The organism is Actinosynnema sp. NPDC020468, assembly GCF_040642015.1.
Lineage (GTDB): Bacteria > Actinomycetota > Actinomycetes > Mycobacteriales > Pseudonocardiaceae > Actinosynnema.
On sequence record NZ_JBFAEO010000043.1, the window covers coordinates 41,711 to 65,193 of the forward strand.

Here is a 23,483-nt window from a genome sequence, read left to right on the forward strand (position 1 = left end):
TGCCGATGTCGAACGAACAGAAGCTGCGCGACTACCTCAGGAAGGTCACCGCCGACCTGGGGCAGACCCGCCGGCGGTTGCGGGAGTCGGAGACCGCGGAACCGGTGGCCGTCGTGGGCATGGCCTGCCGGTTCCCCGGCGGCGTGACCACGCCCGGGGGCTTGTGGGACCTGCTGGCCGCCGGCCGCGACACGGTCTCGGAGTTCCCGACCGACCGCGGCTGGGACCCCGCGATCCACGACCCCGACCCGGACGCGGTCGGGAAGTCCTCCGTGCGGCACGGCCACTTCGTGACCGGCGCGGCGGACTTCGACCCCGGGTTCTTCGGCGTGAGCCCCCGCGACGCCCTGGCCGTCGACCCGCAACAGCGGCTGCTGCTGGAGACCTCCTGGGAGGCGTTGGAAAGCGCCCGCATCGACCCGACCGACCTGCGCGGCAGCCGGACCGGGGTGTTCACCGGGATCATGTACTACGACTACGGCGGCCGGTTGATCACCAACCCGATCCCGGAGGGCCTGGAGGGCTCGATCGGCAGCGGCAGCGCCGGTTCCGTCGCCTCCGGCCGCGTCTCCTACACGCTCGGGCTGCAAGGCCCCGCGGTGTCGGTCGACACGGCGTGCTCGTCCTCCCTGGTCGCCGTGCACCTGGCGTGCCAGTCGCTGCGCTCGGGCGAGTCGACCCTCGCCCTGGCCGGCGGCGTCACGCTCATCGCCACGCCGTTCGTGTTCGTGGAGTTCAGCAGGCAGCGCGGCCTGGCGCCGGACGGGCGCTGCAAGCCCTTCTCCCGCGACGCGGACGGCACGGCGTGGTCCGAGGGCGTCGGGACGCTGGTCCTGGAACGGTTGTCCGACGCCCGGCGCAACAACCACCGCGTGCTCGCGGTCATCCGGGGCAGCGCCGTCAACCAGGACGGCGCCAGCAACGGGTTGACGGCGCCGAACGGGCTCGCGCAGCAGGACGTCATCCGGCGCGCCCTGGCCGCCGCGGGGTTGCGTCCGTCCGATGTGGACGCCGTGGAGGCGCACGGCACCGGCACGGTGCTGGGCGACCCGATCGAAGCCAACGCCCTGCTCGCGACCTACGGGCGCGACCGGGACCGGCCGCTGTGGCTGGGTTCGGTGAAGTCCAACATCGGCCACACCCAGGCCGCCGCCGGTGTCGCCGCCATCATCAAGATGACCCTCGCGCTCCAGCACGGCGAATTGCCCGCCAGCCTGCGCGCCGACCGCCCCACCGAGCACGTGGACTGGGCCTCGGGCGCGCTGGAACTGCTCGCCCGTCCGCAACCGTGGCCGGATCGGGGAGAACCCCGGAGGGCGGGCATCTCCTCCTTCGGCATCTCGGGCACCAACGCCCACCTGATCCTCGAGTCACCGCCGGGAACACCACGACCGCCCGCACCGGACCCCGGCACACCCCTGCCCTGGGTGCTGTCCGCGAAAACCCCCGCCGCGTTGCGCGCGTGCGCCACGCGGCTGCACGAGCACCTCGCCGGCGGCGCGCCCGGCGGCACGGCGGACATCGCCCTGTCCTCGACCAGGCGGACGGCCTTCGGGGAGCGGGCCGTCGTCCTCGGCGCCACGCGGGAGGACCTGCTCGCCGGGCTCACGTCGCTCGCGGCAGACCGGGAGGACGCCCGGGTGGTCCGGGGCACGGCGCGGCCCGGGGGAGGGTTGACCCTGCTGTTCCCCGGCCAAGGTGCCCAACGGCCGGGGATGGGCCGCGAGTTGCACGACCGCTTCCCGGTGTTCGCGCGGGCGTGGGACGAGGTGTGCGAGCACTTCGACCTGCCGCTGACCGACGTGGTGTTCGGCGCCGACGACCGGCTCGCGGGCACCGAGTACACCCAGGCCGCCCTGTTCGCCTTCCAGGTGGCCCTGCACCGGCTGCTCGGGGACTTCGGCCTCGTCCCCGACCACCTCGTCGGCCACTCGGTCGGCGAGTTCGCCGCCGCGCACGTCGCCGGCGTGCTCACCCTGGCCGACGCCTGCCACCTGGTCGGCGTCCGCGGGAAGCTCATGGCCACCCTGCCCCCGGGCGCGATGGCGTCGATCCAGGCCGACGAACGGGAGGTCCTGGCCCACGGCGGTGACGTCGAGATCGCGGCCGTCAACAGCGCCGGGCACACCGTGGTCTCCGGTGAGGCCGACGCGGTCGACCGGGTCGTCGCGCACTGGGAGGCGCAGGGCCGGCGCACCCGCCGGCTGCGCACCCGGCACGCGTTCCACAGCCGTCACGTCGAGGCCGTCCTCGACCCGTTCCGCCGGGCGCTGGAGCGGGTCGCCTTCCACCGGCCGAGCACGCCGATCGTGTCCACCCTGACCGGCCGGCCCGACACCGATCTCACCACCGCCGCCTACTGGGCGCGGCAGTCGCGCGAACCGGTCCGGTTCCACGACGCGCTGCGGTGGCTCGAGGCCGACGGCACCACCCGTTTCCTGGAACTCGGTCCGGCCACCCTCGGCGACCCGGCGTTCGCCGTGCTGCGCGAGGACCGGTCCGAGCCGGACGGCCTGCTCGGCGCCTTGGCGCACCTGTGGACCACCGGCGGCACCGTCGACTGGTCCCCGGTCCTGCGCGACCACGACCCCCGTGACGTGGACCTGCCCGGCTACCCGTTCCAACGCGAGCGGTACTGGCTGCACGTCGCCGCCACGGGGAACCCGCAGAGCCTCGGCCGGCAGTTCTCCCGGCACCCCGTCCTGACCGCCCGCCTCGACCTGCCCGACACCGGCCACACCGTGTTCACCGGCACCCTGTCGCCGCTCGCCCAGCCCTGGCTCGCCGACCACCGGGTCGACGGGCGCGCCGTCCTGCCGGGTACGGCCTTCCTCGACCTCGCCCTGCACGCGCTGCGCGACTCGGGCCGCGACCGGCTCGCCGACCTGACCCTCCACACCGCACTCGTCCTGCCCGACAACGACACCACCGCGGTGCAACTCGTGGTGGACCCGCCGGACGACCAGGGTCGTCGCGCGCTCGCCATCCACTCCCGTCCGTCCACAGAGGACGAATGGGTCAGGCACGCCACCGGAACCCTGGACCGCGCCGAGGAGGACGCGCTCGTCGACTCGGGCGCGTGGCCGCCACCCGGCGCCGAGCCGGTCGACCTCGCCGACTGCTACCCGAGGCTCGCGGACGCGGGATTCGACTACGGTCCCGCGTTCCGGGGCTTGCGCGGGGCGTGGCGGGACGGCGACGACGTCCTGGCCGAGGCCGTCCTGACCGACGTGGCGCGGGCCGACCGGTGGACCGTGCACCCGGCGCTGCTCGACGCCACCCTGCACGCGGCCTCGCTCACCGCCGACGACACCGCCGCCCGGCTTCCCTTCTCCTGGGAGGACGTCCGGCCGCTCGCCGCGGGCGCGACGGTGCTGCGGGCCCGGCTCACCGCCACGGGACCGGACACGGTGCGGCTGCGCGCCCACGACGAGGCCGGTCGACCGGTCCTCACCGTCGGTGCCCTGACCCTGCGCCGCGCCACCCCGGGCGGCGGCGAGCTGTTCGGGGTCACGTGGGCCCCGCTGAGCCTCGAGCCGGGTGCGCGCGACCACACCACCACCGACGACCTCGCGGCGTTCGTCCGCGACGTCGAGTCCGGCGCGACACCGCCGGACACCGTCGTCCTGGCACCGCTGCCGCCCGCGCCCGAGCTCGACGTCCCGACCGCCGCGGCGGCGTTGACCACCCGCTACCTGGAGCTGCTCCAGGCGTGGCTGTCCTGCGACCGGCTCGCCGACACCCACCTGGTCCTCGCCACCCGCACCGCGGTCGGGGTCCTGCCGGAGGACACCGTCGACCCCGTCGGCGCCGCCGTCCGCGGCCTGCTGCTCAGCGCGCAAGCCGAGTACCCGGACCGGTTCACCCTCCTCGACCTCGACGCCGACGACCCGCCGACCGCGCCCGCCACCACCGAGCCGCAGCTCGCCCTGCGCGCCGGCGTCGTCCGCGGCGCGCGCCTCACCAGGGTCACGGGCACCGCCGAACCCCGCGCACTCGACGCCGCGGGAACGGTGCTGATCACCGGCGGGACCGGCGCGCTGGGCGCGGACGTGGCCCGCCACCTCGTCGCCCACGACGGTGTCCGACACCTGCTCCTGCTCAACCGGCGCGGAGCCGGGGCGGCGCGGGAGTTGCGCGCCGAGCTGACCGCCGCGGGCGCCGAGGTGACGATCGCCGCGTGCGACGTCGGTGATCGGGCCGCCTTGGCCGCGGTGCTCGCCGACATCCCGGCGGAGCACCCGCTGGTGGGGGTGGTGCACGCCGCCGGGATCGTCGACGACGCGACGGTGGCGACCCTGACGCCGGACCGGACGCGCGGGGTGTTCGCGCCGAAGGTGTCGGGAGCGTGGCACCTGCACGAACTCACCCTGGGCCACGATCTCGCGCTGTTCGCGTTGTTCTCCTCGGCGGCCGCGTGCCTGGGCAACCCGGGACAGGGCAACTACGCCGCCGCGAACGCGTTCCTCGACGCGCTGGCCCACCACCGGCACGCCCTGGGGCTGCCCGCGACCTCGCTCGCGTGGGGACCGTGGGCCACGGCCGAGGGGATGTCGGCGCGGCTGGCGCCGACCCACGTCCGGCGCATGGCGCTCACCGGGTTCCGCCCGCTGACCGCGGACCAGGGGCTCGCGCTGTTCGACCGGGCGCGCCGCACACCGCTGCCCCACGTCGTCCCGCTGCACCTCGACCTCGCCGCGCTCCGCGCCCACGCGGCGAGCCTGCCGCTCTACGCCGAACTGGTCCCGGCCCGGCCGCGGGTTCCCGACGCCGCGCCGGTCGGCCGGTACGACGACTTCGAGGCGTGCCTCGACCTGGTCCGCACCCACCTGGCGATCGTGCTCGGCCACCCCGGACCCGGGCACGTCGACCCGGAGCGGAACTTCCGCGACCTGGGCTTCGACTCGCTCGGCGCGGTCGACCTGCGCAACCGCCTCAACCGCGCCGCCGGCCTGCGGCTGTCGACCACCGCCGCGTTCGACCACCCGACGGCCACCGCGCTCGCCCGACACCTCCACACCTCCCGGCAGGCCGCCCGCACCGCCCGGGCACCGGTCCGCACGTCCTCGGACGAGCCGATCGCCATCACCGGCATGGCCTGCCGCCTCCCCGGTGGCGTCGGCACCCCCGACCAGCTGTGGGAACTCCTGCGCACCGGACGGGACACCACCACGACGTTCCCGACCGATCGCGGCTGGGACCTCGACGCGCTGTACGACCCGGACCCGGACCACCCGGGCACCTCGACCACCCGGCACGGGAACTTCCTGCACGACGCGGCGGGGTTCGACGCGGGGTTCTTCGGGGTGAGTCCGCGTGAGGCGGTGGCGGTGGATCCGCAGCACCGGTTGTTGTTGGAGGTGTCGTGGGAGGCGTTGGAGCGGTCGGGTGTGGATCCGGTCGCGTTGCGGGGTTCGGCGACGAGCGTGTTCGCGGGGGTGATGTACCACGACTACGCGGCACGGCTGATGGCCGGCGGGGTACCCCCGGGGTTGGAGGGCCACCTGGGCAGCGGCAACGCCGGGTCGGTGGCGTCGGGCCGCGTGTCCTACAGCCTGGGTTTGGAAGGCCCGGCGGTCACCGTGGACACGGCGTGTTCGTCGTCGTTGGTGGCGATCCACCTGGCGTGCCAGTCGTTGCGGTCCGGCGAGTCGAGCCTGGCGTTGGCCGGCGGGGTGACGGTGATGTCGACCCCGGCGACGTTCGTGGAGTTCAGCCGGCAGCGCGGGTTGGCTCCGGACGGTCGGTGCAAGTCGTTCTCGGCGGACGCGGACGGCACGGCGTGGTCCGAGGGTGCCGGGGCGGTGGTGTTGGAGCGGTTGTCCGACGCTCGTCGCGCTGGTCGGCCGATTCTGGCGGTGATTCGTGGTTCGGCGGTGAACCAGGATGGTGCGAGCAACGGGTTGACGGCTCCGAGTGGTCCGGCGCAGGAGCGGGTGATCCGGCAGGCGTTGGCGAACGCGGGGTTGCGTCCGTCCGATGTGGACGTTGTGGAGGCGCACGGCACGGGCACGGTGTTGGGTGATCCGATCGAGGCCACCGCTCTGCTCTCGACCTACGGGCGTGATCGGGATCGGCCGTTGTGGTTGGGGTCGGTGAAGTCGAACATCGGTCACACGCAGGCCGCCGCCGGGGTGGCAGGTGTGATGAAGATGGTGTTGGCGTTGCGGCACAACGAACTTCCCGCGACGCTGCACGTCGGCACGCCGTCTCCCCACGTGGAGTGGGACGCGGACCGGATCTCCCTGCTGAACCGGCCACAGCCGTGGGTCGAGAACGGTCGGCCGCGACGTGCGGGGGTGTCGTCGTTCGGCATCTCCGGCACCAACGCCCACGTCGTCCTCGAACAACCGCCCGCCGGCGCGGAGCCGGCCGGCGACGACCCGGCCACCACCGTGCCGTGGGTGCTGTCCGCCAAGACCCCCGGCGCCCTGCGGGCGCAAGCCGCGCGGCTGCGCGCCCACCTGGACACCGGTCCGCCGGGCACCACGGCCGACATCGCGCACACGTTGACCACCCGCACCCGCTTCCCGCACCGCGCGGTGGTCCTCGGGGACACCCGGGCCCGACTCCTCGACGGCCTCGACACCCTGGCGAAGGGCGGCACCGCGCCCGGCGTCGTCCAGGGCACGGCCCGACAGGAGCGCGGCCGCCTGGTCGTGCTGCTCCCCGGTCAAGGCGCCCAACGGCCGGGCATGGGCCGGGAGCTGTACGACCGCTTCCCGTCGTTCGCGCGGGCGTGGGACGAGGTCCGCGCGGAACTCGACCCGCACCTGGCCCGGCCGCTGTCGGTGGTCGTCGCCGACCCGGACCTGCTCGACTCGACCGGCGGCACGCAGGCGGCGCTGTTCGCGCTCCAGGTGGCCCTCCACCGGCTGACCGCCGAGTTCGGCCTGGTGCCCGACTTCCTCGTGGGGCACTCGGTGGGCGAGGTCGCGGCGGCGCACATCGCCGGCGTGCTCACGCTGCCCGACGCCTGCCGCCTGGTGTCGGCCCGCGGGCAGCTCATGGAACGACTCCCGCCGGGGGCGATGGCCTCCGTCAACGCCACCGAAGCGGAGGTCCTGGCGCACTGCGGCGACATCGCCGTCGCCGCCGTCAACACCGACGCCGACACCGTCGTCTCCGGCGACCCGGACGTGATCGACCACGTGGTCGCCCATTGGACCCGGCAGGGACGAAGGACGCGGCGACTGCGCACGCGGCACGCCTTCCACAGCCGGCACGTGGACGCCATCACCGCCGAGTTCCGCGAAGTGCTCGACGGCGTCGCGTTCCGCCCGCCGGAAATCCCCGTCGTGTCCACCCTGACCGGTCGACCCGACCCGGACATCGCCACCGCCGACTACTGGGTGCGGCAGGCGCGCCACCCCGTGCGGTTCCACGACGCGGTCACCTGGTTGACCGAGCACCACCAGGTCGAGTTCCTCGAACTCGGCCACCCGACGCTCACCGCCCTGCTCGACGACGGCACCCCGGTGCTGCGGCCCGACCGGCCCGAAGCCTTCACCACCGCGCTCGCCCGCCTGCACGCGCGGGGCACCGCCGTGGACTGGGCCGCGGCCCTGCGCGACCACCGGCCCCGGCACGTCGACCTGCCCACCTACGCCTTCGAGCACGAGGACTACTGGGCGCAGGCCCCGGCGGGCGGCGGTGACGCCCGGGGGCTCGGCCAGCGCCGGTCGTCCCACCCGGTGCTGACCGCGCGGGTCGACCTGCCCGACGGGGACGGCACGGTGTTCACCGGTCGGCTGTCGCTCACCGCGCAACCGTGGCTCGCGGACCACGTCGTGGGCGGCGCGGTGCTGGTGCCCGGCACGGTGTTCCTCGACCTGGCGCTGCACAGCGGTCACGAACTCGGCTGCGGCGGTGTCGAGGAACTCGCCGTGCACACGCCGCTGGAACCGACCGGGCACGACGACATCGCCCTCCGGGTGCGCGTCACCGCTCCCGACGCCACCGGCCGGCGCGGCCTGGACGTCCACGCGCGCCGCGACACCGACGACACCTGGGTCGCCCACGCGACCGGCACCCTCGTCGCCCCGGACACCGCCGAACCTCCCGCCCCGCCGGCGCAATGGCCGCCGGCGGACGCGGTCGCCCTCGACCCGGCCGAGTGCTACGACCACCTGGCGCGGGCCGGTTTCGACTACGGGCCCGAGTTCCGGAGGCTCCGGCACGCCTGGCGGCAGGGCGAGGACGTCCTCACCGAGACGACGACGGGCGGTGAGCGCGCCGACCGGTGGACCGTGCACCCCGCGTTGCTCGACGCCGTCCTGCACGGCGCCCACCCCGCCCGGCACGACGACACCCCGCGCCTGCCGTTCACCTGGAGGCACGTCCGGGTGCACGCCAAGGGGGCCACCGACCTCCGCGCCCGGGTCACCGCGACCGCCACCGACACCCTCGCGCTGACCGCGTGGGACGAGGGCGGACGCCCGGTGGTGACCGTGGGATCGCTGACGCTGCGCCCGGCGACGCACACCACCGCCCACGGCTCCCTCTACCGCCTGGACTGGGTTCCGGTCCCGATCTCCGCCGCGACCCCGGACTGGACGACCATCGGCGCGCCCGAGGACATCACGGCGCTCGCCGAGTCCGTCGACGCGGGGAACCCCGAGCCGGGAACCGTCCTGCTGCACTGCGCGCCGACCCCCGACACCGCCGTGCCCACCGCGGCGGTCGACGGCGTCCACCGCCTGCTCGAGCTGCTGCGGAGCTGGTTGGCCCACGGGCAACTCGCCGGCACCCGACTGGTCGTCGTCACGCGCAACGCCGTGGCGGCCCGGCCCGGGGACGCACCCGACCCGGCCGCGGCACCGGTGTGGGGGATGGTGCGCACGGCGCAGAACGAGCACCCCGACCGGTTCGTCGTGGTCGACCTGGACGAGACCTGCCCGCCCGAGCGCCTCGCCGGCGTGCTGGCCGCCAACGAACCGCAAACCGCCGTGCGCGACGGCGCGTGCTTCGCCCCGCGCGTGACCCGCGTCGTCGGCGACGCCGAACCCCGACCGCTGAACCCGGACGGGGTCGTCCTCGTCACCGGCGGGACCGGCGCGCTGGGGCGTGCGCTGGCCCGCCACCTCGTGACCTCGTACGGCGTCCGCCACCTGGTGCTCACGAGCCGGACCGGCAGGCTGCCCGATCCCGTCCTCGACGACCTGCGCGGGCTCGGCGCGCGGGTGAGCGTCGTCCCGTGCGACGTCACCGACCGCGCCGCCCTCGCCCGCGTGCTGTCCCGGGCCACCGAGGAGCGCCCGCTGACCGGCGTGGTCCACGCGGCCGGGGTGATCGATGACGGGACGCTGGAGAACCTCACGGCGGACCAGGTGCGCACGGTGCTCGCGCCGAAGGTGTCGGGAGCGTGGCACCTGCACGAACTGACCCGGGACCACGATCTCGCGTTGTTCGCGTTGTTCTCCTCGGCGGCCGCGTGCCTGGGCAACCCGGGGCAGGCGAACTACGCCGCCGCGAACGCGTTCCTCGACGCCCTGGCGCACCACCGCGTCGCGCGCGGACAGGTCGCGACGTCCCTGGCGTGGGGACCGTGGGCCGCGGCCGAGGGCATGGCCACCGGACCGACCACCGAGCGCGTCGCCCGCGCCGGTGTCCTCCCCTTGACCACCGAGCAGGGGTTGGCGCTGTTCGACCGGGCACACCGCGCGCAGTCGCCGCACCTCATCCCGCTGCACCTCGACCTGGCCGGTGCGCGGCGCGCCGCGTTGCCCCCGCTGTTCGACCGGCTGGTGCCGCGTGGTCGACGCACGACCCACCGCGACGGCCTGGGCCGCGAGGAGTTGCTGCGCCTGGTCCGCGCGGAGACGGCCGTCGTGCTCGGGCGCCGCGACCCGGCGGACATCCCCGACGACCGCCCGTTCCTCGAACTCGGCTTCGACTCCCTGCTCGCGGTCGAATTGCGCAACCGCCTCAACGCCGCCCTCGGGCGGAGGCTGCCCAGCACCGTGGTGTTCGACCACCCCACGCCGGGTCGGCTGGGCGAGCACCTGCACCGCGAATCGGCCGGGGACCGCCCGAAAACCGCCGTCGCCGCGGCGCCGACCGCCGAACCGATCGCCGTGGTCGGCATGGGGTGCCGGTTTCCCGGCGGCGTGACGACGCCCGAGGAGCTGTGGCGGCTGCTGTCCGAGTCGGGTGACGCGATCTCGGGCTTCCCGGTCGACCGCGGGTGGGACGTGGAGGCGTTGTACGACCCCGACCCGGACGCCACCGGCCGGTCCTACGTCCGCGAGGGCGGGTTCCTGCACGACGCGGCGGGGTTCGACGCGGGGTTCTTCGGGGTGAGTCCGCGTGAGGCGGTGGCGGTGGATCCGCAGCACCGGTTGTTGTTGGAGGTGTCGTGGGAGGCGTTGGAGCGCTCGGGTGTGGATCCGGTGGGGTTGCGGGGTTCGGCGACGAGCGTGTTCGCCGGGGTGATGTACCACGACTACGCGAGCAGGTTGCGGCCCGGCTCGGTGCCCGCCGGGTTGGAGGGTCATCTCGGCAGCGGCAACGCCGGGTCGGTGGCGTCGGGTCGACTCTCCTACACCTTCGGGCTGGAAGGGCCCGCGGTCACGGTCGACACGGCGTGTTCGTCGTCGTTGGTGGCGATCCACCTGGCGTGCCAGTCGTTGCGGTCGGGTGAGTCGTCGCTCGCGTTGGCCGGTGGCGTCGCGATCATGAGCACTCCGGCGACGTTCGTGGAGTTCAGCCGGCAGCGCGGGTTGGCTCCGGACGGTCGGTGCAAGTCGTTCTCGGCGGACGCGGACGGCACGGCGTGGTCCGAGGGTGCCGGGGTGGTGGTGTTGGAGCGCTTGTCCGACGCTCGTCGCCATGGTCGGCCGATTCTGGCGGTGATTCGTGGTTCGGCGGTGAACCAGGATGGTGCGAGTAATGGGTTGACGGCTCCGAGTGGTCCGGCGCAGGAGCGGGTGATCCGGCAGGCGTTGGCGAACGCGGGTCTGCAACCGTCCGATGTGGACGCTGTGGAGGCCCATGGGACGGGCACCGTCCTGGGCGATCCGATCGAGGCCACCGCTCTGCTCTCGACCTACGGGCGTGATCGGGATCGGCCGTTGTGGTTGGGGTCGGTGAAGTCGAACATCGGTCACACGCAGGCCGCCGCGGGGGTGGCGGGTGTGCTGAAGATGGTGTTGGCGTTGCGGCACAACGAACTTCCCGCGACATTGCATGCCGGCACGCCGTCGCCGCACGTGGACTGGGACGCGGGTCGCATTTCCTTGCTGCACGAGTCGCAGCCCTGGGTGGGGAACGGTCGGCCGCGGCGTGCGGGGGTGTCGTCGTTCGGCATTTCCGGCACCAACGCCCACGTGATCTTGGAGCAATCACCCGTCGCCCCACCACAAACCGAGGATCCCGACACGCCGCTCCCGTGGCTCCTGTCCGCGAAAACCCCGGACGGGTTGGCGGAACAGGCTGCCCGGCTGCACGCCCACCTCGCCACCGACCCGTCGGGCAGCACCGCCGACGTCGCGCACACCCTCGCCGCGCGCACCCACTTCCCGCACCGCGCGGCCGTCGTCGGCCAGTCCCGCGAGGAACTGCTGGGCGGGCTCGAAGCGGTGCGAGCCGGTCGGGACACCCCGACGGTCGTCCGGGGGACGGTTGTCGATCACGGCGAGAAGGTCGTGATGGTGTTTCCGGGGCAGGGTTCGCAGTGGGTGGGGATGGGTCGTGCGTTGTTGGGTTCTTCGCGGGTGTTCGCGGAGGCGGTGGAGGAGTGCGGGGAGGCGTTGGCGCCGTTCGTGGAGTGGTCGTTGGTGGAGGTGTTGCGGGGTTCGGGTGATCTGTTGTCGCGGACCGATGTGGTGCAGCCGGTGTTGTTCGCGGTGATGGTGGGTTTGGCTCGGGTGTGGCGGTCGTGTGGTGTGGTGCCGTCGGTGGTGGTGGGTCATTCGCAGGGTGAGGTGGCTGCCGCGTGCGTGGCGGGTGCGTTGAGCGTGCAGGACGCGGCGCGGGTCGTGGCGGTGCGTTCTCGGTTGGTGCTCGACACCCCCGGCGCGATGACGTCACTGGCGCTGTCCGCGGAGGAGACCGTCGACCTGATCGGGGACGGCGGCGTCACCGTGGCCGCCTACAACGGACCGGAGTCGACGGTGGTGTCCGGCGACCTGGCGGGTATCGAGCGCGTCGAGCGGCTTTGTGCGTCCCGTGGTGTCCGCGCCAAGCGGATCGTGGACTACGCCTCCCACTCGGTCCACGTCGCGCCGTTGCGCGAGCGGTTGTCGGCCGAGCTCGACGGGATCACCCCGAAGACCACCGGCACGAGGTTCTTCTCGACGGTCACGGGGGAGTGGCAGGACACCGACGGTTTGACTCCGCGGTACTGGTTCGACAACCTGAGGCAGCCGGTGCGGTTCCACCGGGCGGTGGAGGCGTTGCACGCCGAGGGTTACCGGACGTTCGTGGAAGCCAGCCCGCACCCGACGTTGACCACCGCGGTGGAGCGCATCACCGAGGACACGGCCACGGTGACCGGAACCCTGCGCCGCGACCACGGCACCACCACTCAAATCCTCACCGCGTTGGCCCACCTGCACACCCGAGGCGTCCCCGTCGACTGGACGCCCGTTCTCCAACCCCACCAACCACATCACACCGACCTGCCCACCTATCCCTTCCGGCACCAGGACTACTGGCTCCGCCCGGAAGAGACCTCGACCGAACCCGACGACGTCCTGGACTCCTGGCGGTACCGGGTCGTCTGGCCGCTCCTGGACGTCCGCGCCGCCGCGCTCGCGGGGAAGTGGCTCGTCCTCGCACCACCGGGCGGGCCGACGACCGATCTGTGCGTCACCGCGCTCGGTGAACACGGTGCGCAGGTCGTGTCCGTAGCGGCCGACGACGCCACGAACCGCGCCCACCTGGCGGGCCGGCTGCGGGATGTCCACGCCGCCCACCCGGACATCACCGGGGTGTTGGCCACCCTGGCCGGCGGTGCCGCCCGTCCGGACGCCGAGACCACCCACCGGCACCTGGCCACCGCCCTCACCGTCGTCCAGGCGCTCGGTGACAGCGGGATCGCCGCGCCGCTGTGGTACGTCACCCGTGGCGCGGTCTCGACCGACGCCGCGGACCCGGTGCGCGATCCGGGTCAGGCGGCGGTGTGGGGCCTGGGGCGGATCGCGGCACTGGAACACCCCGACCGCTGGGGCGGCCTGGTCGACCTGCCCGAGAACCCGGACGGGCGGACCCGTCGCCAACTGGCGGCCGTGCTGGGCGAGGGGCACGGTGAGGACCAGGTCGCGCTGCGGCACTCGGGCATCCGCCGTCGCCGGCTCGACCGCGCGCGGCGGCGCGCCACCCCGCGAGCCGCCTGGCCCACGGCGGGCACCGTCCTGATCACCGGCGGCACCGGCGGCCTGGGTGGGCAACTCGCGCGCTGGTCGGCGCGCAACGGCACCCCGCACCTGCTGCTCGCGAGCCGGCGGGGCGGGGCGAGTCCCGGTGCGGCCGAGTTGGCGGCCGACCTGCGCGACCTCGGCGCCGAGGTCACCGCGGTCGCCTGCGACGTCGCCGACCGCGACCAGGTGGCGGGGTTGCTCGCCGCGGTGCCGTCGGAACACCCGCTGTCGGCGGTCGTCCACGCGGCCGGAGTTCTCGACGACGCCACGATCGACGCGTTGACCCCCGACCGGCTGCGCGCGGCGGCCAGGTCGAAGGTGGAGGGCGCGCTGCACCTGCACGAGCTGACCCGGGAGCTCGACCTGTCCGCGTTCGTGCTCTTCTCGTCGTTCGCCGGGACGTTCGGCGCCCCCGGTCAAGGCAACTACGCCCCCGGGCACGCCTTCCTCGACGCCCTGGCGCAGCACCGGCGAGGGCTGGGTCTGCCCGCGACGGCCGTCGCCTGGGGGCTGTGGACGGGCCAGGGCGTCGGCGAAGGCGCGATCGGCGAACTCGCCCGGCGCCACGGCGCCCGCGCGATGCACCCCGACCAGGCGCTCACCGCGCTCCGACGAGCCATCGCCAACGGCGACGACGTCGTGTCGATCGCGGACCTGGACTGGCCGCGCTTCCACACCGCCTACACCGCCGCCCGGCCGAGCCCCTTCCTCGGCGACCTGCCCGACGTCCGGGCGCTGACCGACACCGGGCCCGGCCGCGAGACGGGCGACGCGCGGTGGCTCCACGCGGTCCCCGACCGAGGTGCCGCCGTGCGGGACCTCGTGCGCCAGAACGTCGCCGCCGTCCTGGGCCACGCCTCCGCGACGGACGTCGCCCCGTCCCGCGCGTTCCGCGACCTCGGCTTCGACTCCGTGATCGCCGTCGAACTGCGCAACCGCCTCCGCCGGGCGACGGGTCTCGACCTGCCCACGACGCTCGCCTTCGACCACCCCACCGTCGACGCCCTCGCCCACCACCTGCTCGGCGTCCTCACCGCCGCCCACCCGACCGCGGCACCGGCGCGCCCGGCCACCGCCACCGACGAGCCGATCGCGATCACCGGCATGGCGTGCCGCCTGCCCGGCGACATCACGACACCCGAAGGGCTGTGGGAAGCACTCCTCGCCCGACGCGAGACCACGGCCGCGTTCCCCGCGGACCGGGGCTGGGACCTCTCCGCGCTGTACCACCCCGACCCGGACCACCCCGGCACCACGACCACCCGGCACGGGCACTTCACCGGGAACGAGGCCGGGTTCGACTCGGAGTTCTTCGGCATCAGTCCCCGCGAGGCGCTGGCCCTCGACCCGCAGCAGCGGCACCTGCTGGAAGCCTCGTGGGAGGCGCTGGAGAACGCCGGCATCGACCCGACCTCGTTGCGCGCCACGCCGACCGGGGTGTTCACCGGCACGAACGGCCAGGACTACCTGGCACTGCTCCGCAACGCACCGGCGGAGTTGCAGGGTTTCATCGCCACCGGGAACACCGCGAGCGTCATGGCCGGCCGGATCTCCTACACGTTGGGCTTCGAAGGCCCCGCGGTCACCGTGGACACCGCGTGTTCGTCGTCGTTGGTGGCGATCCACCTGGCGTGCCAGTCGTTGCGGTCGGGTGAGTCGTCCGCGGCGTTGGCCGGCGGCGTCACGATCATGAGCACCCCCGGCACGTTCCTGGAACTCGGCCGGCAGGGAGGCCTCGCGCCGGACGGCCGCTGCAAGCCGTTCTCCGCCGACGCGGACGGGACCGCGCTCGGCGAGGGCGTCGGGGTGGTGGTGCTGGAGCGGTTGTCCGACGCTCGTCGCGCTGGTCGGCCGATTCTCGCGGTGATTCGTGGTTCGGCGGTGAACCAGGATGGTGCGAGCAATGGGTTGACGGCGCCGAGTGGTCCGGCGCAGGAGCGGGTGATCCGGCAGGCGTTGGCGAATGCGGGGTTGCGTCCGTCCGATGTGGACGTTGTGGAGGCGCACGGCACCGGCACGGTGTTGGGTGACCCGATCGAAGCCGCCGCGTTGTTGGCCGCCTACGGGCGTGATCGGGATCGGCCGTTGTGGTTGGGGTCGGTGAAGTCGAACATCGGTCACACGCAGGCCGCCGCCGGGGTGGCGGGTGTGCTGAAGATGGTGCTGGCGCTGCGGCACGAGACGTTGCCCGCGACCCTCAACGCCGGCACGCCGTCGAGTCACGTCGACTGGACCACCGGCGACGTCGCCCTGCTGCACGAGCCGCGGCCGTGGGTGGGTAACGGTCGGCCGCGGCGTGCGGGGGTGTCGTCGTTCGGCATCTCCGGCACCAACGCCCACCTCATCCTGGAACAACCACCCGTCACCACACCGCCGCCGCGGACCGAGGGTCCGGACGTGCCGCTGCCGTGGGTGCTGTCGGCCACCACCCCCGCCGCGTTGCGGGCGCAGGCCGCCCGGGTGCTCGGCCACCTCGCCGACGGGGCGCCGGGCACCACGGCCGACATCGCCCACACGCTGACCACTCGCACCCACTTCCCGCACCGCGCCGTCGTCATCGGCTCCTCGCGCCGGGAGCTGGTGGGCGGGCTTCAGGCACTCGCGGAGGATCGCGAGACCACCGGGCTCGTCCGGGGATCGGCCTCCGATCACGACGGCGGGGTGGTGATGGTGTTTCCGGGTCAGGGTTCGCAATGGGTGGGGATGGGTCGTGCGTTGTTGGGGTCGTCGCGGGTTTTCGCGGAGGCGGTGGAGGAGTGCGGGGCGGCCCTGGAGCCGTTCGTGGAGTGGTCGTTGCCTGAGGTGCTGCGGGAGCCGGGTGACCTGTTGTCGCGGACCGACGTCGTCCAGCCGGTGTTGTTCGCGATGATGGTGGGTTTGGCTCGGGTGTGGCGGTCGTGTGGTGTGACGCCGTCGGTGGTGGTGGGTCATTCGCAGGGTGAGGTGGCTGCTGCGTGTGTGGCGGGTGCGTTGAGCGTGCAGGACGCGGCGCGGGTCGTGGCGGTGCGCTCTCGGCTGGTGCTCGACACCCCCGGCGCGATGCTCTCGTTGGCGTTGTCCGCCGATCAGGCGACGCGACTCCTCGAAGGCGACCGCGTCGTCATCGCCGCCTACAACGGTCCCGACTCGACCGTGGTGTCCGGTGACCTGGACGCGGTCGAACGGCTGGAGCGGCTTTGTGCGTCCCGGGGCGTCCGCGCCAAGCGGATCGTGGACTACGCCTCCCACTCCGCCCACGTCGCGCCGCTGCGCGAGCGGTTGTCGGCCGAACTCGACGGCATCACGCCCCAGCCCACCACGACCAGGTTCTTCTCGACGGTCACCGGGGAGTGGCAGGACACCGACGGTTTGACTCCGCGGTACTGGTTCGACAACCTCAGGCAGCCGGTGCGGTTCCACCAGGCCGTGGTCGCCCTGCACGCCCAGGGCTACCGGACGTTCGTGGAAGCCAGCCCGCACCCGACGTTGACCACCGCGGTGGAGCAGATCACCGACGACACGGCCACCGTGACCGGAACCCTGCGCCGCGACCACGGCACCACCACTCAAATCCTCACCGCGTTGGCCCACCTGCACACCCGAGGCGTCCCCGTCGACTGGACACCCGTTCTCCAACCCCACCAACCCCACCACACCGACCTGCCCACCTACCCCTTCCAACACCGGAGGTACTGGGTCGGGGCCTCGAACGACGTGCGCGACGCCGGAGGGCTGGGGCAGCGGGCGTCGCGGCACGCCGTCCTGTCCGCCCGCGTCGACGTCCCGGACGGCGGGCTCACCGTGTTCACCGGCCGACTTTCCACCGGCACCCACCAGTGGCTCGCCGATCACGCCGTGCGGGGCCGGGTGGTGGTGCCGGGCGCGGCCGTCCTGGAGATGGCGCTGCACGCGGGCCGGGAACTCGACTGCGACCTGCTCGAGGAGCTGACGCTGCACACACCGCTGATCGTCCCGGCGGAGTCGGGCTTCGACGTCCAGCTCACCGTGTCCGCGCCCGACGCCGCGGGCAGGCGCGCCGTCACCCTGCACGCCCGCGAGAACGACGCCACGCAGTGGACGCAGCACGCCACCGGTGCGCTCGTCCCCTCGACACCCGAGCCCCGGCCATCACCCGACCCGACGCCCTGGCCGCCACCGGACGCGGTCCCGCTCGCGTTGGACGACTTCTACGACTCCTTGGCGGACAAGGGATTCGAGTACGGACCGGCGTTCCGGGCCGTCCGGGCGGCGTGGCGGGACGGCGAGGCGGTCCTCGCCGAGGTCGCGCCCACCGAGCCGGGAGCCACCGGCCCGTGGGTGATCAACCCCTGCCTGCTCGACGCCGCCCACCAGACCGCCTTCCTCGCCGGCGACCAGAACCCGCCCGCCCGCCTGCCCTTCACCTGGGCCGGGGTGCGCCTGCACCCGGTCGAGGCCACGACCCTGCGGACACGGCTCACCACCACCGGCCCGGACGCGCTGACCCTGGACACCTGGGACGAGCGGGGAAACCCCGTCGTCACCGTGGAATCGGTGGCGCTGCGCGCGATGTCGGGCACCGACCGCGGCCCGCTGTACCGGCTGGACTGGGTCACCGCGCCGGCCCACGCCGCACCGACCCCGGACCGCCCGGCCGAGTTCCGCGACCCGGCCGACCTCCGGCACGCCTTGGACGCCGGCACGCCCATGCCGGCCGCGGTGTTCCTGCACTGCCCGCCCCGCGCCGGCGTCGACCTGCCGGTCGCGGCGCGGGAACTCACGGGCACCGTGCTCGCGGTGGTGCAGGCCTGGCTGCGCCGCGCCGACCTGGGCTCCTCGCGCCTCGTCGTGCTGCTGCGCCACGCCGTCGTGGCGCGCGACGGCGACGAGGTCGATCCGTCCGCCGCCGCGGCCTGGGGCCTGGTGCGCTCCGCGCAGTCCGAGCACCCCGACCGGTTCGTGCTCGTGGACCCCGGCGACGGCACCGACCACGGCGCCCGCGCGGCGGCGTCGGACACCGGAGAGGAGCAGTTCGCGGTGCGCGACGACGCGCTGCTGGTGCCGCGCCTGGTCACCGTGCCGGACGCCGTGCCGGGGCCGTGGCGGCTGGTCTCCCGCCGGTCGGGCACCCTCGGCGACCCGGAGCAGCGCCCGTGCCCGGACGCGCTGCGGCCGTTGCGGGCCGGCGAGGTCCGCCTCGGCGTCCGGGCCGCGGGCGTGAACTTCCGCGACGTGCTGGCCGAACTGGCCGTGGTGCCGGGCGACGACCTCCTGGGTGGCGAGGGCGCCGGGGTGGTCCTCGACGTCGGACCCGACGTCACCGGCCTCGCGGTGGGCGATCGCGTGATGGGGATGTTCCCCGGCGCGTTCGGCACCGTGGTGATCACCGATCACCGGCTCCTGGTCGGGGTGCCGGACGGGTGGTCCTTCGCGGAGGCCGCGTCGGTTCCGGTGGCCTTCATGACGGCCCTGCACGGCCTGCGGGACCTGGGGCGGCTGCGGGCCGGGCAGTCGGTGCTGGTCCACGCCGCCGCCGGCGGGGTGGGCATGGCCGCGGTGCGGATCGCCCGGCTGCTCGGCGCCGAGGTGTACGCGACGGCGAGCGAGGGCAAGTGGGACGCGCTGCGCGACCTCGGGCTCGATGACGCGCACCTCGCCTCGTCCCGGTCGACGGCGTTCCGGGACGCCTTCCTCGCCGCGACCGGCGGACGCGGGGTCGACGTGGTGCTGAACTCGCTTTCCGGCCGGTTCGTGGACGCGTCGTTGGACCTCCTGGCACCGGGCGGGAGTTTCCTGGAACTCGGCAAGACCGACCTGCGGGAGCCCGAGGCGGTGGCGCGCGAGCACCCCGGTGTGCGCTACCAGCCCTACGACCTGACCCGACTGCGGCCGGAGCGCCTGCGCGACCTGCTGTGCGAGGTCGTGCGGCTGTTCCGCCCGCTGCCGACCCGGTCCTGGGACCTGCGCCGGGCGGGCGGGGCGTTCCGGCACCTGGCGCAGGGCCGCGCCGTCGGCAAGGTCGTGCTCACCGCGCCGCGCGTGCTCGACCCGGACGGCACGGTCCTGATCACCGGCGGCACCGGCACGCTGGGCGGGCTGCTGGCCGGGCACCTGGTGGCCGAGCACGGCGTCCGCCACCTCCTGCTGGTCAGCCGCCAGGGCGAAGGCGCGTCGGGGGCGGCCGAACTGGCCACCGCGTTGCGCGCGCGGGGCGCGACGGTGGCGGTGCGGGCGTGCGACGTCGGCGACCGCGACCACCTCGCGGCGGTACTGGCCGCGGTGCCCTCCGCCCACCCGCTGACCGGTGTCGTCCACGCGGCCGGCGCGCTCGAGGACCACACGGTGGAAACCCTGGACGAGCGGCACGTCGACGCGGTGTTCCAGTCCAAAGTGGATGGTGCGGTCCACCTCCACGAGCTGACCCGGTACCACGACCTCGCGATGTTCGTCCTCATGTCCTCGGCCGCCGCGGTCCTGGGCGGCCCGGGACAGGCGAACTACGCCGCGGCCAACGCCTTCCTCGACGCGGTGGCCCACCACCGGCACGCCGCCGGGCTGCCCGCGACCGCGTTGGCCTGGGGACCGTGGCGTCCGGTCAGCGGCCTCACGGCGCACCTGGGGCCGGCCGACGTCGAGCGGATGCGCCGCTCCGGACTGGAACCCGTCGACGCCGCGGAAGGTCTTGCCCTGTTCGACCGGTCCCTGGCCGGCGTCGACCCCGCCCTGGCACCGCTGCGCTGGAGCACGACCGTGTTGCGCGACCACGCGCGGGCGGGTTCGCTGCCGCCGCTGCTGCGCGGCCTCGTGCGGGTAGCGCCGCGGCCCACCGCGGCGACCGCCCGCGTTCGCTTGGAGGACCTGCCGGACCACGAGCGGCGCCAGGCGCTGATCGACCTCGTCCGGGAACAGACCGCCCTGACCCTGGGACACGCCGACCCGGCCGCCGTCGCACCGGACCGCCCGTTCCTGGAGTTGGGACTCGACTCGCTGACCGCCGTGGAACTGCGCAACCGGCTCGCCGCCCGCACCGGACTGCGACTGCCGGCCACCGCGGTGTTCGACTGCGCCACCCCGGTGGAGCTGGCCGGCCGACTGGACGCCGAACCGGCCGAGCGGAGCGCCGCACCGCGACCGGCCGACCCGGCACCCGAGTCGACGCTGCTCCCGGTGTACCGGCAACTGTGCGAGCGCGGCAAGCTGGACGAGGGGCTCACCCTGCTGGCGATCGCGGCGCACCTGCGCGCGGCGGACCCGGAACCGCCCCGGCCGGTGCGGCTCGCGCACGGGGTCGAGGAACCGGCCCTGGTGTGCCTGCCGTCGCTCGTGGCACCGACCAGCCCGTACCAGTTCGCCCGGTTCGCCGCGACCTTCCGGGACCACCGGGACGTCTGGGTGCTCCCGGCACCGGGCTACGACGCCGCCGACGGGCTGCCGACCTCCCTCGAGGTCGCACTCGACCTGCACGCCACCGCCCTCGCGGACCACCTCCCGTCGACCGAGGTCGTCCTGCTGGGCTACTCGTCCGGCGGATGGCTGGCCCAGGCGCTCGCCGGACACCTCGACCGGCTCGGCCGCCCGCCCGTCGCCGTGGTCCTGCTGGACGCACCGGTTCCCGCGCGCGGGGCGGTGCCGGAGTTCGCCTCGATCACCACCCGGCTGGTCGGCTCGGCGCCGTACCTGCGCGCCGACGACGCCCAGGCGACCGCGATGGGCCGGTACCTGCGGTTCTTCGAGGACTGGACACCGCCGACCCCGGACACACCGATCCTGCGCGTCACCGCGGCCGAGACCACCTCCGGCCTCGCCGCGTGCCCCGGTCAGGCGCTGGAGGTCCCCGGCGACCACTTCACGATCATCGACGACCACGCCGCCACGACCGCTCAGGCCGTCCACGACTGGCTCACCGCCCGGTCGCACCGAGACCCGGCCGCCACCTGATGGGAGAGACCATGACGACCGCCCCGAGCCCGCCCCGACCAGCCCCGGTGCCGACCGGTCCGCTGGGCCACCGAGCGCGGAACCACCTGTTGCGCGGCTACGGCGACCACACCGACCGACCCGTGCCGGTGATCACCCGGGGCGAGGGCCCCTACGTCTGGGACGAGACCGGACGCCGGTACTTCGACGCCGTCTCCGCCTGCTGGGTGGTCCAGGTGGGCCACGGCCGGTCCGAACTGGTCGAACCCGCCGTCGCGCAGGCACGCGACCTCGCCTACTTCCCGCTCATCGAGTGCGCGCACCCGAAGGCGGTCGAACTGGCCGAACGGCTGGCGCACCTGGCGCCGCGCGACCTCGACCGCGTCTTCTTCACCTCCGGTGGCAGCGAAACCGTCGAAAGCGCGTGGAAGCTCGCCAAGCAGTACTTCAAGCTGATCGGTCAACCCCAGCGATACAAGGTGATCAGCCGGCACGACGCCTACCACGGCAGCACCCACGGCGCGATGGCCGTGAGCGGCATCCCGTTCATGGACGAGGTGTTCGGACCGCTGGTGCCCGGTACCGGCACGGTGCCGGCGGGCTTCTCGGCCGCGGCGATCGCCCGGGCGATCGAGGCGGCGGGCCCGGACACGGTCGCGGCGGTCCTCCTGGAACCCGTCTCGCACCCCGGCTGCGCGACCCCGCCGCCCGGGTACTTCCGCGAGGTCCGGGAGGTCTGCGACCGGTACGGCGTGCTGCTGATCGCGGACGAGGTCGTGTGCGGGGTGGGACGGCTCGGCCACATGTTCGGCGGTGAGCGCTACGGCATGGAACCCGACATCATGTGCCTGGCGAAGGGCCTGAGCAGCGGGTACGCCCCGATCGGGGCGATGATCTTCGCCGAACGGATCATGGAGCCGCTGCGCCGCCCCGGCATCCTGCTGCTCAACGGCTACACCTTCAGCGGCCACCCGCTCTCGGCCGCGGTGACCCTCGCCCACCTGGACCTGGTGGAGCGCGAGCGGGTGTTCGACCACGTGCGCGACCACGAATCCGCGCTCCGCGCGACCCTGGAGCGGCTGTGCGACCTGCCGATGGTCCGCGCCGTCCACGGGGCCGGCTACCTGTACTCCATCGAACTGGTCAAGGACAAGTCGACCGGTGAACCGCTCACCACCGAGGAATGCGAACGGCTCCTGGACGACTACCTGACGAAGGCCCTCTTCGCCGCCGGCCTGCACTGCCGCGCCGGCGACCACGACCTGCCGTTCATCCAGATAGCGCCGCCGCTGACCTGCGAGCAGGCCCATTTCGACGAGATCGAGCAGCTGCTGCGCGGGGTGCTGCCGGACCTTTCCCGGATGATCTGAAAAGACGAATCGCGGCGCCGGACGGGACCGGCGCCGCGACGGAGTCCGCGCAGCGGAAATCTGCTCGCGGGTGACTAGCCGATGAAGTCCCGGATGTACTCGATGAATTCGGACTTCGTCAACGCGCCGTCGCCGTCCGCGTCGTACGTGGCGAAGGCGTCGTCCACGAAAGCCGGGTTCTTCTCGCCGCGCGCCTGCTGCACCCGGGCGAACTCGTCGCGGCTCAGCCGGTCGTTGCCGTCCGCGTCGGCCAGCTCGAAGATCGCGTCCGCGTACTGGAGGATCTCCGGCTCCTGGCTCTGCGTCCGCTCGTGGTACTGGAGGAACTCCTCCCGGCTGACGCTCTGCTTGCCGCCGGTCGACACCTGGAGCTTCTGCCAGAGCTCTTCGGTGGTCTGCTTGAGGTTGCGGGCGGGCGGCGACTGCGGATCGCGGCCGAACGCGCGGGCCAGGTTGTCGGCGTACCGCGTGAAGTCGTCCTTCGTCAGGGTCCCGTCGTGGTTCGTGTCGAAGAGGTCGAAGGACTCGGCGATTTTCTGCCGAGCCGTGGGGGAAATTGTCGTCATCCTGGTGCCTCACCGTTGATGTCAAGAGTTTCCGGGACGCGAAAAATCATCGCCCGGTCCTTGCGCGGTCCAGCGTCGCCCGTCGGTTGTGCACCTGCAACACGGCCCCGGGAAGTTCACCCCACGACATGAACCGGCCACCAACGAGGGGTCTTCGTCTCGCGGAGAGTAAGAGTCGCGGGCACATCCGAATACGAGGGGTGCCGATTTCGGGTGAGCATTTGCGCGGCCCGGGAACACACCGCGAGGCGCGCCGCGCCGACCACGCCTCGCCCCGGACCCGCGGCACGAGGTGACCTGCGAAGTCGAAC

General features: G+C 73.8%; 3 protein-coding genes. 2 read left to right on the forward strand and 1 reads right to left on the reverse strand.

The genetic code is table 11. The annotated features are described in order from the left end of the window. The first annotated feature begins 5 nt into the window (after positions 1-5). Together AB0G50_RS26965 and AB0G50_RS26970 are read left to right on the forward strand one after the other, a co-directional pair. Positions 6-21,257, forward strand: coding sequence for an SDR family NAD(P)-dependent oxidoreductase (locus AB0G50_RS26965; RefSeq protein WP_360113519.1), 21,252 nt, complete (start codon positions 6-8; stop codon positions 21,255-21,257). 11 nt (positions 21,258-21,268) lie between these two features. Next, a complete protein-coding gene (locus AB0G50_RS26970) occupies positions 21,269-22,606 on the forward strand; it encodes an aminotransferase class III-fold pyridoxal phosphate-dependent enzyme (protein ID WP_360113521.1) in 1,338 nt (445 codons plus the stop codon). Positions 22,607-22,680: 74 nt separating this feature from the next. Here the strand turns inward: AB0G50_RS26970 and AB0G50_RS26975 are convergent, their stop codons facing one another. Then, positions 22,681-23,172: an EF-hand domain-containing protein gene (locus AB0G50_RS26975; protein ID WP_360113523.1), complete on the reverse strand. Its 492-nt coding sequence runs from the start codon at positions 23,170-23,172 to the stop codon at positions 22,681-22,683. Positions 23,173-23,483 lie beyond the last annotated feature (311 nt).